The following is a 12,530-nucleotide window of genomic DNA, read 5'->3' on the forward strand; positions in this document are numbered from 1 at the left end:
AACATTTGTCCTGAGATCAGGAAACAGCCCTGTCCTCGCATCGAGGCGGGGCTGCTTCCGTCACACGACACCGAGCATATGAATCAGCCCCAGACTGATGATACCGAGCGCCAGCAGCGAGAGAACCGCCGTCAGCGTTACCCGCCCGCCAGCCTGTGCGACCGAGCGCACATCGACACCAAGACCAAGCGCCGCCATTGAAATGATGGTCAGGAGCGTCGAGGCATATTGAATACCCGGAAGAAGCGCTTCCGGAATGAGATGCAGCGAGTGCAGCGCCATCATTCCAAGAAAGCCAATGATGAACCACGGCACCAGTTGGAAAAAGCCCGGCTTTGCATCCGCGTTTTTATTACCGGCAAGAACCGCCAGCGCCAGAATGACCGGACCGAGCATCAGCACGCGCACCAGCTTCACCAGCGTGCCCAACTGCACACTGATGGCGGCGACCGGAGCTGTCGCAGCCAGCACCTGCGGCACAGCATAGACCGTCAGCCCCGCCAGCACGCCATATTGCGTGTGCGACAGGCCGAGAAGCGGCACCAGCAATGGCAGGCACAGCACGACAACCACGCCGAGGATCGCCGTAAAAGCGATGGAGGCGGCAACATCTTCGCTTTCGGCCCCGATGACCGGAGCCGTTGCCGCTATGGCCGAGTTACCGCAAATCGAGTTGCCGCAAGCCACCAGCACCGCCATGCGATGCGGCAGCTTGAGCAGCCGCCCGATACCGTAGCTCAATCCAATCGCCAGAAGGACCACGCAGGCGATGCCGAGAATAAGGCCCGAACCTGCCGCGATCACTGCGCTGACACTGATCGAAGCGCCGAGAAGCACCACGGCGATTTCCAGAATCATCTTTGCCGAGAAGCTGATGCCCTTGCTGAACTGTTTGCCCGGACGCAGGAAAGTCCGCACCGCCGTGCCAAGCAGAATGGCAATCACCAGCGCTTCCAGCCATGCTCTGCCCGCATAATGCACTTCGATCTTCTCGAGACCTATCGCCATCGCGGCGACACCGACGCTGAGCGCAAGTCCGGGCAGAATGTTCTGGATTTTTGAGTATGTCATTATCGGCATTTCATATCGAATGAGAATTTCTTTCCGATCTGATGCCTTATTTCCCCTGTTCAATCCATTTCATTATATGGCATATTTCGTTCGATACAATCGAACGAATAATGCTATGACCCTGGAACAACTGCGTATTTTCATTGAAGTGGCGGAACGGGAACATCTGACCCGCGCCTCCGAGGCTCTACATCTGACGCCCTCGGCCGTCAGCTCGGCAATCCGCACCCTCGAAGAGCGCTATGGTGCGACATTATTCAACCGCATCGGACGTCGTATCGAACTGACCGGAGACGGACGGCTGTTTCTGGATGAAGCGCGTGCAACGCTGGCGCGCGCACGTTCTGCGGAACGTATGCTGTCTGAATTCGGTGGCGGCAAGCGTGGCATTCTCTCCATCCATGCCAGTCAGACCATCGCAAGCTATTGGTTGCCGCCCTTTCTGGCACAGTTTCACAGCGCCTTTCCGCTTGTCGAGGTGCGGCTGACGGTGGGAAATACGGAAAGCGTGACTGCGGCAACGCAGGAAGGCGCAGCCGATATCGGCCTCGTGGAAGGCTCCGTGCAGGCGCTAGCGCTTTCCATAAGCAAGGTGGCGACGGATCAGCTTATTCTGGTCACGCGCCCTGACCACGCATGGAGTGGAGCGGGACGCCTCTCGTGGGACCGGCTGTTTGAAGGAAAATGGATATTGCGCGAACAGGGATCAGGCACGCGCAGTGTTTTCGAAGATGCCATGCGCGCTAACGGTTATAACCCCGCACGGTTGAATGTGGCGCTGGAACTGCCCTCCAACGAGGCCATTTGTTCAGCCGTGCGCTCCGGCGATTACGTCACCGCCATATCGGAACTGGTCGCTGCCCCGCATCTTGCCGCAGGAACTCTCGTCAAAGCAGACTTCATTCTGCCGCAACGCCAGTTTCTCATGCTATTGCACAATGACCGCTATAGAACAAAAGCGCTGCAGGCCTTTGCAGATGGGCTTCTTGCCGATACCAATCAGCGGATCTGACGCAGCAGTTCAGGCTGCGGAAAACAAGTCGAAGCCAAGCCGTTCTTTGCCTGCCACATGCCGATGGACCGGCGCGTCTTGAAGCCCGGCAGCCCGTCCGGCTTGCCGACATCATAGCCCTGCGCCTGAAAGCGCTTCTGCATGGCGCCGATATCCGAGCGATACATCGTGCCGACATTGCCCCATGACTGCTGGAAATCGCCTGCGCCGTAAGCAATGCGGTCTCCGACATGGCCGATGAAGAGCGCATAGAGATCGCTCATATTATAATCCTTGAGCACGTAGAAATTCGGGCTTACGATGAAGGCCGGGCCAAAACGACCGGCGGGCATGAGCAGAAAACCTTCGCCCTTCATTTCGCTGGCTGGAAAAGCCTTGCCATTGACGCGAGTGATGCCAAGCCTGGCCCACTCGGCAATCGGCTTGCCCTGATCCGGGCCTTCCAGCGAGCAGGACATGCTCTGCGGGACATTGACCTCGAAACCCCAGTCACGCCCCTTCTGCCAGCCATGCAGCTTCAGATAATTGGCGATGGAAGCCAGCGTATCCGGCACAGAATTCCAGATGTCGCGCTTGCCATCGCCGTCGAAATCGACCGCGTGCTTGAGATAGGAGGTTGGCATGAATTGCGGCTGGCCAAGCGCGCCCGCCCATGAGCTTTTCATGGCGTTTTCGTCGATATAGCCTTTCGAGGCGATTTCGAGCGCGGCAATCAGCTCCTTGCGGAACATGTCCTTGCGCGTTGCCATAAAGGCCTTGGTGCCCAGCACATCAAACACATTATAGGGAATCTTGACTGTGCCGAAACCAGATTCGCGGCCCCAGATCGCGAGGACAATCGGGCCCGGAACGCCGTATTTCTGCTCGATGCGTTTTAGAAGGCTCGAATATTGGCTGTAACGCGCCTGACCGCCACTGGTAACGGTGCTCATGGTCTTCGCATTGAAATACTTGCCCGGCGCGCCGAACTCGGCCTGTTTCTGTTCTTTCGGCGTCGACGGCTTTTCCCCGGGGATGACCAGATCCGGCAATTTCCAATTGATGGCCACACCGGCAAAGGCCTGATCGAAGGTAGCGCGCGAAACACCCGCCGCCTTGGCCTCAGGCCAGAGATCTTGCTCGATCCAGTTGCGATACTGGCTTTCGACCTGCGCCTTGGAGGGCGCTGCGACGGCAGGAGAAACAGCAAGAATGACGACAAGCCCCAGAGCAGTTTTCAAAGCATGCTTCCAACGGTTTGCTGCCATCATGTTTCTCCTGAATAACTAAAGGGTGGTTCTCGCTCGCAAGGCGGCAGCCAGCGTGCCCTCATCCAGATAATCGAGTTCGCCGCCCACCGGGACGCCATGAGCGAGCCGTGTGACGCGAACCTCGAAATTCGCCAATTGGTCAGTAATGTAATGCGCGGTGGTCTGGCCTTCGACAGTCGCATTGACTGCGAGAATCACTTCTTTGATTTCGCCGGTCGCGACACGTTCCACCAGCCCCTTGATATTGAGGTCGTCAGGACCGATGCCGTCGAGCGGCGACAGACGACCGCCCAGGACATGATAACGGACATTCATCGTGCCCGCCCGTTCCAGCGCCCAAAGATCGGACACGTCTTCCACCACGATCAGCGTGGTGGGGTCGCGGCGCTCGTCCGTGCAGATGGTGCAGGGATCGGACGTGTCGACATTGCCGCAGCACGAACAAATGCGCACCTTTTCGGCAGCTTCCTGCATGGCGCCGCCCAGCGGCACCAGAAGCGCTTCCTTCTTCTTGATGAGATGCAGCGCCGCACGGCGCGCCGAACGCGGCCCCAGACCCGGTACACGGGCCAGAAGCTGGATCAGTCGTTCGATTTCGGGACCGGCGATTCGTTTGGACATTTTTTGTAAGGGAGTAAGGGAATAGGGGAATAAGTGAGTAGGGGACGAGAATGAGGGATATGCGACATGGCGGCAACCAGCCGGCCAAACATACTCCCCTATTCCCTTATTCCCTACTCCCTTAAAACGGCAGCTTGAAACCCGGAGGAATCGGAAGACCCGCCGTCAGCGACTGCGTCTTTTCGGCCATCACGGCTTCAAGCTTTGCCTTGGCATCGTTGTGGGCCGCGATGATCAGGTCTTCGAGGATTTCGACCTCGTCTTCCTTGGCCAGCGACGGATCGATCTTCAGCGCCGACAAGGTGCCCTTGCCGGACAGGGTGATCGTCACCAGACCGCCACCGGAAGAGGCCGTGGCTTCCAGATTGGCGATTTCGTCCTGCATGGCCTTCATCTTGGCCTGCAATTCCTTCGCCTGCTTCATCATGCCCATCATGTCACGCATGGGTTTACTCCATAGTCTTCAATAATTCAGTCGTCTTCAGACGGCACACCGGGCACTTCCGAAACGGCGTCGAGGTCAATGTCCTCGTCATCGTTCTGTTCCGCCACGGCAATGCGCACGTCGGTGATTTTCGCGCCCGGAAAGGCCGCGAGAATGGCTGCCACATCCGGATCGGCGCGGGCATCGGTGACAAGATTGTCGCGACGCTCCGTTTCCGCTTCGGCAACCGTCTGGCTCGCGACATCACGCGCCACCGTCACCACCCAGCGAATGCCGGTCCAGTTCAAAAGATGCTGCGCGATCTCGCTCGGCAGCGATTTCGGCGCATCGTCGGTCAGGCCGATTTCAAGTCGTCCCGGCGCGATGGAGGCCAGACGCACGCAGTTCTTGACCAGAATCTTGAACTGCATGTTGCGATGCTTGTCGGCCATCGCAACAATGTCGTTCAGGCTGTTGACCGGCACGGAAGGCTGCGCTGCACTCTCGGCGACCGGCTGCGGAGCAGGCGGCTGAACCGGTTGTGGAGCCGTTTCCACGATACGCATGGCCGTGGCCGGACCGCCCGAGGCGGATGCCATCGAGGCCGAACCGACGGCATCGGCCGCGAAACGTGCTTCCGGCGCGCCGTTGCCATTGGAGCGAGGATTGCCCGGAGGCTGCGGACGCGGAGCAGAAACAGAACCGTTTTCAAGGCCGCGCAAGGCTTCGTCCAGCGTCGGCAGATCGGCAGCATGGGCCAGACGGATCAGCAACATTTCGGCAGCCTGCACCGGCCTTGTCGCCGTATCCACTTCCGCAATGCCCTTGAGTAGCATCTGCCAGGTGCGCGACAGCACGCGCACGGACAGCTTTTGCGCAAAATCGCGACCGCGCACGCGTTCATCTTCCGACAGCGACACATCTTCCGCCACATCGGGCGTGAAGCGCAGTCGTGTTACCAGATGATTGAAATCGGCCAGATCAGTTAGCACCACCGAGGGATCGGCACCCACATCATATTGGGCGCGAAACTCGGTGAGAGCGCCAGCCACATCGCCACGCATCAGCATCTCGAACAGGTCGATGATGCGGGCGCGGTCGGCAAGCCCCAGCATGGAACGCACGGCTTCCGCACTGACCTGACCGGCACCATGCGCAATGGCCTGATCGAAGATCGACAGCGAATCGCGGGCGGAACCTTCTCCAGCTCGCGCAATCATGGCGAGCGACGCATCATCGACTTCGATCTGCTCGGCCTCCGCAATGCGGCGCAAATGCTGCGCCAGCGTGCCCGATTCGATGCGGCGCAGGTCGAAGCGCTGGCAGCGCGACAGAACCGTGATCGGCACCTTGCGGATTTCGGTGGTGGCGAAGATGAATTTCACATGCGGCGGCGGCTCTTCCAGCGTCTTCAACAGACCATTGAAGGCCTGATTAGAGAGCATGTGCACTTCGTCGATGATATAGACTTTGTAGCGCGCTGAAACCGGGCGATAGCGCACCTGCTCGATGATCTCGCGAATATCGTCAATGCCGGTATGCGAGGCAGCGTCCATCTCGATCACATCGACATGGCGGCCTTCCATGATTGCCTGACAATGCTCGCCGGGCACGGAAAGGTCGATGGTCGGCTGATCGACAGTATCGGTCTTGTAATTGAGCGCCCGCGCCAGAATGCGCGCCGTCGTCGTTTTGCCAACGCCGCGAACGCCGGTCAGCATCCAGGCCTGCGCGATGCGACCGGTCTCGAACGCATTTTTGAGCGTGCGCACCATCGGCTCCTGGCCGACGAGATCGTTGAAATTCTGCGGACGGTATTTGCGGGCGAGAACGCGATAGGCCCCATCGGCAGCTATGCCAGCGGATTTCGTATCCATGGCGACCCTTCCGTTCTTCCTGTTACGCTTTTTTCTCGACCGACAGTTTGGACCGGACGTATGAGCAAGGTCAACAACGGACACTGCTCATCAACAGCCGCCAGATAGCCAAGAAAAGTGGCGAATGAGAAAAAGGTGGGAGGCTGGCACGGCGACCCGTGCCTGGCTCGTTAGGGCTGCTTCCTTCCGGACCTGACCCGGTTGGCGAGTGGCTCGTCCACCACCAACCTCCCACGCTGCATATCGTCAATCGCAGCGCAAAAAGCAAGCGCAGAACGAAAAAAACTGATAGGAAACAGCTTATGACACAGTTCGAACTCGATAAACGGCTTGATGCCGACACTTTTTCCGTCGCCGTGCTCGGCCTTTGCGAGTTGCGACTGATGAATGACCGCCGCTGGCCGTGGCTTATCCTCGTGCCGCGCAGGGCCGATCTTTCAGAAATTCACGATCTGACGCCGCTCGACCAGACGATTCTTACCTTCGAGGCCGGATTGGTAGCGCAGGCGCTGAAAACCGTGACCGAGTGCCAGAAGATCAACACCGGAGCCCTCGGCAATATCGTGCGCCAGCTTCATCTGCATGTGATTGCCCGCAACGAGGGCGATGCGGGATGGCCCGGCCCCGTCTGGGGTCATGGCACACGTGAAACCTATGACGAAAAAGACGCCCGCAAGCTAATCGCCGACATTCGCGCGGCGCTGTAATTCTCCCAACAACAGCAATTCGAGAGCATCATGGCTTTCCGCCTCTACGATCTGCCGGAAATAGAACCGAGCCGTTTTGTCGGCTTTGGTGGCAACCGCATCGACCGCCAGTCCGAAAAACGTCAGGACGATTCGGCCTTCACCGCGCTGGAACTGCCGGAAACGCGCGTCATGCTTTTGGGCGGCAACAAGCTTCTGCTCGATTACACCGATGAAAAGACGCCGCGCGCGCTCTTCCGCTTCAGCGAAGCGAGGGACTTTGCACCCGATCTGCACGAGCCGGTGTTTCTGGGGTTGCAGGATGGCACTCCGCTCGTCGCCCTGATGGCCCCCATCGATCCCGAGGCGCTGGAAGTACCGTTTCGGGCGCAGGACTATCGCAGCATCTATATGGAAGGGCTGGTTTCAGCCGATCTGCTGGGCGCGCTGGCGCAAGCAGCGGCACTAACTGCCTGGCACAACAATCACCGTTTCTGCGGGCGTTGTGGCACAAAGACCGAAATGCGCGCCGGTGGTGCCAAGCGTCAATGTCCAAATTGCAGCGCCGAGCATTTCCCGCGCACCGATCCGGTGGCGATCATGCTGCCGGTGCGCGGTGACAAATGCATTCTCGCGCGCAGCCCGCATTTTGCTGCCGGTTCCTATTCCTGCCTTGCTGGTTTCATCGAACATGGCGAGACGATTGAAGCAGCGGTTCGTCGTGAAAGCCTTGAGGAAATGGGGCTCGCCATTGGTCGCGTCGGATATCACGCCAGCCAGCCCTGGCCGTTTCCCTATTCGCTGATGATCGGCTGCCATGCCGAAGTGCTGTCGGACGACTTCACTATCGACCGCTCGGAACTGGAAGACGGTCGCTGGTTCGGCAAGGATGAAGTCCGCACCATGCTGGCGGGCACCCATGAAAATGGGCTGCGAGTGCCACCATCCGGCGCCATCGCAACCCATCTGATCAAGGCATGGGCGGAAAACTGATTCTGCCCGATATTTTCGTGAATTATTCCGCGGCGAGCAGCTGCGTGCCGCGAATGTCGCTGCCCCGATAGACGCCGAGAATACGTACTTCCTTGGAGAAGAATTCGAGTTCCTCCAAAGCGAGCTGTACATTGCGGTCTTCCGGGTGGCCCTCAATATCGGCATAGAACTGCGTGGCAATGAAACGCCCGCCGATCTGATAGCTTTCGAGCTTGGTCATGTTGACGCCGTTGGTGGCAAAGCCGCCCATCGCCTTGTAAAGCGCTGCCGGAACGTTGCGCACGCGAAAAACAAACGTCGTCATGATGCGTTCGCCGCTTTCCGGGCGTGGTGCCCATTGCTTTTCCTTGGAAAGAACCACGAAGCGGGTCACATTGTCTTCCGCGTCCTCGACATTTTCTTCCAGAATATCGAGGCCGTAGAGATCGGCGGCCAGACGCGGCGCGAGCGCTGCCATCGAACGGTCCTGCATGTCGGCGACGAGACGGGCAGCGCCCGCCGTATCACCCGCGATGACCGGCTTCCAGCCGTTCTGGCGGATGACCTTGCGGCACTGGCCGAGCGCGTGAATATGGCTGTGAACCGTCTTGATTTCCTCGCGCTTGACGCCCGGAAGCACCATCAGCTGAAAATGGATCGGCAGGAAATATTCACCCACAATGTGCATGTCGGCCAGCGGCAGCAGATAATGAATATCCGCAACGCGACCAGCCAGCGTATTCTCGATCGGGATCATCGCCAGATCGGCAGCGCCGGTCTCGACCGCGTTGAAAGCGTCTTCAAAAGTCGGACACGGCAAAGGCTCCATACCGGGAAACATGTTGCGCGACGCCGTATCGGAATTGGCACCCGCTTCACCCTGAAAAGAAATCCGGTTGGTTTTCATCGTCGTCGTACTTTCTCAAACGCCCCTCACTCGCGGGGCTTTCCTGGTTGTTGACCTTGTCAAAGACCCTTTGCGACAAGAAGTCGGGCGCGGTCAAGGTCGGCTGGCGTATCGACGCCCAGCGGCACCGTTTTCACCACTTCGACATCGATGCGCATGCTGGCTTCTAAAGCGCGCAATTGCTCAAGCTTTTCGCGCTTTTCCAGCGGCGACGGCCCGAGTTTCACGAATTTCTCCAGCGCCGAACGGCGATAGGCATAAAGGCCGATATGATGATAGAGCGGGCCTTCGCCATAAGGTGCGGTGGCGCGGGTGAAATAGAGCGCGCGCAGACGCGAACTGCCCGCCAGCGGCGAGCCGACGATCTTCACCACGCTCGGATTGGTCTTTTCCGATTCTTCCTCAATCTCGACGCCAAGCGTCGCAATATCTGCCGGGCCGTCTTCGAGCGGCAGCAGAGCGCGGCGGATTATGTCGGGATCTATGGTCGGCAAATCACCCTGCACATTGACCACGGCATCGAACTCGCCAGCCGGATCGAGCTTCAAAAGCGCTTCATAGATGCGGTCCGAACCCGATTCGTGATCGGTGCGGGTCATGACGGCTTCGTGGCCATGCGCAGTGACGGCGGCAAAAATTTCCTCGCTATCGGTCGCAACGACGGCGCGCCCAAGCTTGGCGGCGGCGGCTCTGTCGGCCACATGCACGATCATCGGCTTCCCGCAAATATCGGCCAGCGGCTTGTTCGGCAGGCGCGTGGCGGCCAGTCTTGCCGGAATAAGAGTGAGGGTCTTTAAGGTCTGAAGCATGGTCGCCTCTTGTTGTCTCGTCGGATCGTGGCCGTCTTTCGAGGAGTTTTATCCGCACTGTAAATGCTGCAAAAGTGTCAAAAAGTCACGGGTCTGGTTACCCTTATAGGTGTTGCATCGCCCTGGTAAAAGACCTAGTTTCCGCCCGATGCCGCGGAGAGAATTGCAGCCTCATATGAGGTGCGCATGTCGGCTGAGGAGAGCGTTCTCGGGGAGAGCGTTTTGGTAGAGGGAGCGCTGACCGGCGATGAATTCAACCCGGACTAACAAGTTTATCATGGCTTTTCTGGCAACGGTTTTCGTTGTCATGACGACGGGCATCCTGTCCGATGCGCTGTTTCACTCGCCTGCACCGGAAAAGCCCGGCTTTGCAATCGAGGCAGCGGAAGCTGCGACCGGTGAAGGGGGAGCTGCACCGGCCAAGGAAGAAGTTTCCATCGCAACATTGCTGCAATCCGCCGATCCGGCGCGCGGCGAAGCAGTCTTCAAGCGCTGTGCTGCCTGCCACACCGGCGAAAAGGGCGGCGCAAACAAGGTCGGCCCGCATCTGTGGGATGTCGTGAACCGTCCGGCGGCTTCCGTTGAAGGTTTTGGCTATTCGTCCGCCATGAAGGAATTCGGCGCAGGCGGCAACAAGTGGGACTTCGAGCATCTCAACAAGTTCCTGACGTCGCCAAAAGGCTTCATCAAGGGCACGGCCATGGGCTTTGCGGGTGACAAGAAGGACAACGAGCGCGCCGATCTGATCGCCTATCTACGCACACTGTCCGACAACCCGGCTCCGCTTCCAGCCGCTGACGCCGCACCGGCAGGCGGCGATGCCAAGCCTGCGGATGCAGCGCCTGCACCGGAAGGCGAAAAGCCAGCCGCACCGGCGAACTAATAGCGCAAGAATGATCGAAAAGCCCGGTTTCAACCGGGCTTTTTCATTTGGACGATGAAATTTATTGTCCCGGTGCCTTTCTTCCTCCGCAAAAACCCATAAGACTCATACAGATGATCCGAAGCAGAAACGGAGAGACTGGATGAAAGCGTTTTGGGCGGGTGCATTTGCGGTTGCCATGCTTGCAAGCACAATGTCTTCAAGCCATGCGAGCGACGTGGAACCCCAATGGCGCAGTTCTTCCAGCCTGCTCGGCGAGCCCAAATATGCGGCCGATTTCAAGCATTACGACTACGTAAACCCGCAAGCGCCGAAGGGCGGCACGCTCAATCAGGTGGCCGTCGGCACATTCGACAGTCTCAACCCGTTCGTCGTGCAGGGCGTCGCCGCAGCGGGCCTGTCAGACTTCGGCGGCGGCATGCTCTACGATACGCTGATGACAGATTCGCTCGATCAGGGATCGACACAATATCCGCTGATCGCCGAAGCGCTTCAGTACCCGGATGATTATTCCTGGGTGAAGTTCAAGCTCAACCCGAACGCCAAATGGCATGACGGCCAGCCGATCACCGTGGAAGACGTGATCTGGTCCTTCAATGTGCTGAAAAAACAGTCGCCACTTTACAACAAATATTATGGCGACGTGGAAAGCGCGGAAAAGACCGGCGACCACGAGGTGAGGTTCAACTTCAGCCAAAAGGGCAATCGCGAACTGCCGCAAATCATGGGCCAGCTCGCAGTGCTGCCGCAGCATTGGTGGGAGGGTAAGGACGCGCAGGGCAAACAGCGCGACATCAGCCGCCCGACGCTGGAAATTCCGCTGGGTTCCTCTGCCTATAAGATCGACCGCGTTGCGCCGGGACGATCCATCACCTGGGCGCGCGTCGATGATTACTGGGGCAAAGACCTGGCCGTGAATGTCGGTCGCAACAATTTCGACCGCGTCGTCTACGAGTATTACTTCAACGAAGATGCAACCTGGGAAGCCTTCAAGAAGGGCGGCCAGTATGATTATCGTAACGAAAACCGCGCCCAGCGCTGGGCGGAACAGTATAATTTTCCGGCAGTCGAGCGCGGTGACGTCGTCAAGAAGTCCTTCCCGTATAATGCCGTCGGCCGCATGCAGGGCTATTTCCTGAATACGCGGCGCGACAAGTTCAAGGACCCGAAAGTTCGTCAAGCGCTGACCTATGCTTTCGACTTCGAATCCATGAACCGCATGCTGTTTTTCAATCAGTATAACCGCATCAACAGCTATTTCGCTGGCAATGAATTGCAGCTGAGCGGCCCGCCGACCCCGGCGGAGCAGGCCATTCTCGAAACGGTCAAGGATGCGCTCCCCGCAGATGCGCTGAGCAAGGAATTCAAGCTGCCTGTTTACGACACGCCGCAGGCCACCCGCGATAATCTGCGAACGGCTCTGAAGCTGTTTGCGGAAGCGGGTTGGAAATTGCAGGGCAACAAGCTGGTCGATGCGAATGGCAATCCGTTCACCATCGAATTTCTCGGCAAGGATCCGACCGACGAGCGCATCTACAATCCGTTTGCGGCGAGCCTGCGCAAGATCGGGATCAATGCCACGGTGCGTATCGTCGATACCGCCCAATATCAGGCGCGGGTCAATGATTTCGACTATGATATCATCACCTCGGTCATCGCGCAGACCGCCTCGCCCGGCAATGAGCAGCGCGACATGTGGGGCTCGAAGGCCGCAGATTTCAAAGGCAGCCGCAACTATGCCGGTATCAAAAACCCGGCCATCGACACGCTGATCGACCGCGTGATCTATGCCAAGGATCGCGAGGAACTGGTGGCCGCAAGCCATGCGCTCGACCGGGCGCTGCTGTGGAATTATTACGTGATCCCACAATGGTATTCCGACCACATCAATGTGGCCTATTGGAACAAGTTCGGCATGCCTGAAAAGCAGCCGGATTATCTGGGCATCGATCCATTCTCATGGTGGGTCGACCCCGCGAAGGAAGCCAAACTGAAGACCGGCAGCGAATAGGGACAAG

Annotated in this window: 12 protein-coding genes and 1 other RNA gene; 5 read left to right on the top strand and 8 right to left on the bottom strand. The window is 58.5% G+C overall.

Annotated elements, in window-relative coordinates; all coding sequences use genetic code 11:
• Positions 1 to 60 precede the first annotated feature (60 nt).
• Positions 61 to 1,080, bottom strand: coding sequence for a YeiH family protein (locus tag WIX40_RS13525; protein WP_339440210.1), 1,020 nt, complete (start codon positions 1,078 to 1,080; stop codon positions 61 to 63).
• Positions 1,081 to 1,186: 106 nt separating this feature from the next.
• Here WIX40_RS13525 and WIX40_RS13530 point away from each other — a divergent pair, with 106 nt between their 5' ends.
• On the top strand, positions 1,187 to 2,083 hold the full coding sequence (locus tag WIX40_RS13530; protein ID WP_339440212.1) for a LysR family transcriptional regulator: 897 nt from the start codon (positions 1,187 to 1,189) through the stop codon (positions 2,081 to 2,083).
• Here WIX40_RS13530 and WIX40_RS13535 read toward each other — a convergent pair.
• From WIX40_RS13535 to ffs, 5 genes are all read right to left on the bottom strand, one after another.
• The gene (locus tag WIX40_RS13535) at positions 2,071 to 3,330 is read right to left on the bottom strand and encodes a lytic murein transglycosylase (protein ID WP_339441035.1); all 1,260 of its coding nucleotides are present in this window, start codon (positions 3,328 to 3,330) and stop codon (positions 2,071 to 2,073) included. The two genes, WIX40_RS13530 and WIX40_RS13535, sit on opposite strands and share 13 nt — an antisense overlap.
• A gap of 18 nt (positions 3,331 to 3,348) precedes the next feature.
• A complete protein-coding gene (gene recR, locus WIX40_RS13540; protein ID WP_078337776.1) occupies positions 3,349 to 3,954 on the bottom strand; it encodes a recombination mediator RecR in 606 nt (201 codons plus the stop codon).
• A gap of 121 nt (positions 3,955 to 4,075) precedes the next feature.
• Positions 4,076 to 4,399 carry a YbaB/EbfC family nucleoid-associated protein gene (locus tag WIX40_RS13545; RefSeq protein ID WP_078337775.1) on the bottom strand — a complete coding sequence of 108 codons (324 nt, stop codon included), beginning with the start codon at positions 4,397 to 4,399 and terminating at the stop codon, positions 4,076 to 4,078.
• Positions 4,400 to 4,425: 26 nt separating this feature from the next.
• Positions 4,426 to 6,255, bottom strand: coding sequence for a DNA polymerase III subunit gamma/tau (locus WIX40_RS13550; RefSeq protein WP_121537024.1), 1,830 nt, complete (start codon positions 6,253 to 6,255; stop codon positions 4,426 to 4,428).
• Between the two features lie 135 nt (positions 6,256 to 6,390).
• Positions 6,391 to 6,487: signal recognition particle sRNA small type (gene ffs / locus WIX40_RS13555), an RNA gene on the bottom strand.
• A 70-nt stretch (positions 6,488 to 6,557) separates the two neighbouring features.
• Here ffs and WIX40_RS13560 point away from each other — a divergent pair.
• Both WIX40_RS13560 and nudC read left to right on the top strand, forming a co-directional pair.
• A complete protein-coding gene (locus WIX40_RS13560) occupies positions 6,558 to 6,962 on the top strand; it encodes an HIT domain-containing protein (protein WP_182519078.1) in 405 nt (134 codons plus the stop codon).
• A 30-nt stretch (positions 6,963 to 6,992) separates the two neighbouring features.
• Entirely contained in the window at positions 6,993 to 7,934 is a 942-nt protein-coding gene (nudC, locus tag WIX40_RS13565) for an NAD(+) diphosphatase (RefSeq protein ID WP_109368067.1), read from the top strand.
• Between the two features lie 22 nt (positions 7,935 to 7,956).
• On the opposite strand, the gene WIX40_RS13570 is transcribed toward nudC, so the two are convergent.
• Entirely contained in the window at positions 7,957 to 8,820 is an 864-nt protein-coding gene (locus tag WIX40_RS13570; RefSeq protein WP_339440218.1) for a prephenate dehydratase, read from the bottom strand.
• A gap of 59 nt (positions 8,821 to 8,879) precedes the next feature.
• Positions 8,880 to 9,629 (bottom strand): 3-deoxy-manno-octulosonate cytidylyltransferase, encoded by a 750-nt coding sequence (locus WIX40_RS13575; RefSeq protein ID WP_140026099.1) that lies wholly within the window; start codon positions 9,627 to 9,629, stop codon positions 8,880 to 8,882.
• 247 nt (positions 9,630 to 9,876) lie between these two features.
• On the opposite strand from WIX40_RS13575, the gene WIX40_RS13580 reads away from it, so the two are divergent.
• Together WIX40_RS13580 and WIX40_RS13585 are read left to right on the top strand one after the other, a co-directional pair.
• Complete coding sequence (locus WIX40_RS13580; protein ID WP_339440221.1) at positions 9,877 to 10,512, top strand: c-type cytochrome; 636 nt, start codon at positions 9,877 to 9,879, stop codon at positions 10,510 to 10,512.
• Positions 10,513 to 10,654: 142 nt separating this feature from the next.
• Entirely contained in the window at positions 10,655 to 12,523 is a 1,869-nt protein-coding gene (locus WIX40_RS13585; RefSeq protein WP_339440222.1) for an extracellular solute-binding protein, read from the top strand.
• Positions 12,524 to 12,530: the final 7 nt, after the last annotated feature.

It is taken from the genome of Ochrobactrum teleogrylli, from assembly GCF_037482325.1.
Taxonomy (GTDB): Bacteria; Pseudomonadota; Alphaproteobacteria; order Rhizobiales; family Rhizobiaceae; genus Brucella; species Brucella teleogrylli.

Coding starts and splice junctions, on each gene's coding strand:
- WIX40_RS13535 (WP_339441035.1), bottom strand. CDS start 3,330: ATGGCAGCAAACCGTTGGAAGCATGCTTTGAAAACTGCTCTGGGGCTT.
- WIX40_RS13560 (WP_182519078.1), top strand. CDS start 6,558: ATGACACAGTTCGAACTCGATAAACGGCTTGATGCCGACACTTTTTCC.
- WIX40_RS13580 (WP_339440221.1), top strand. CDS start 9,877: ATGAATTCAACCCGGACTAACAAGTTTATCATGGCTTTTCTGGCAACG.
- WIX40_RS13575 (WP_140026099.1), bottom strand. CDS start 9,629: ATGCTTCAGACCTTAAAGACCCTCACTCTTATTCCGGCAAGACTGGCC.
- recR (WP_078337776.1), bottom strand. CDS start 3,954: ATGTCCAAACGAATCGCCGGTCCCGAAATCGAACGACTGATCCAGCTT.
- WIX40_RS13525 (WP_339440210.1), bottom strand. CDS start 1,080: ATGCCGATAATGACATACTCAAAAATCCAGAACATTCTGCCCGGACTT.
- WIX40_RS13545 (WP_078337775.1), bottom strand. CDS start 4,399: ATGCGTGACATGATGGGCATGATGAAGCAGGCGAAGGAATTGCAGGCC.
- nudC (WP_109368067.1), top strand. CDS start 6,993: ATGGCTTTCCGCCTCTACGATCTGCCGGAAATAGAACCGAGCCGTTTT.
- WIX40_RS13570 (WP_339440218.1), bottom strand. CDS start 8,820: ATGAAAACCAACCGGATTTCTTTTCAGGGTGAAGCGGGTGCCAATTCC.
- WIX40_RS13550 (WP_121537024.1), bottom strand. CDS start 6,255: ATGGATACGAAATCCGCTGGCATAGCTGCCGATGGGGCCTATCGCGTT.
- WIX40_RS13585 (WP_339440222.1), top strand. CDS start 10,655: ATGAAAGCGTTTTGGGCGGGTGCATTTGCGGTTGCCATGCTTGCAAGC.
- WIX40_RS13530 (WP_339440212.1), top strand. CDS start 1,187: ATGACCCTGGAACAACTGCGTATTTTCATTGAAGTGGCGGAACGGGAA.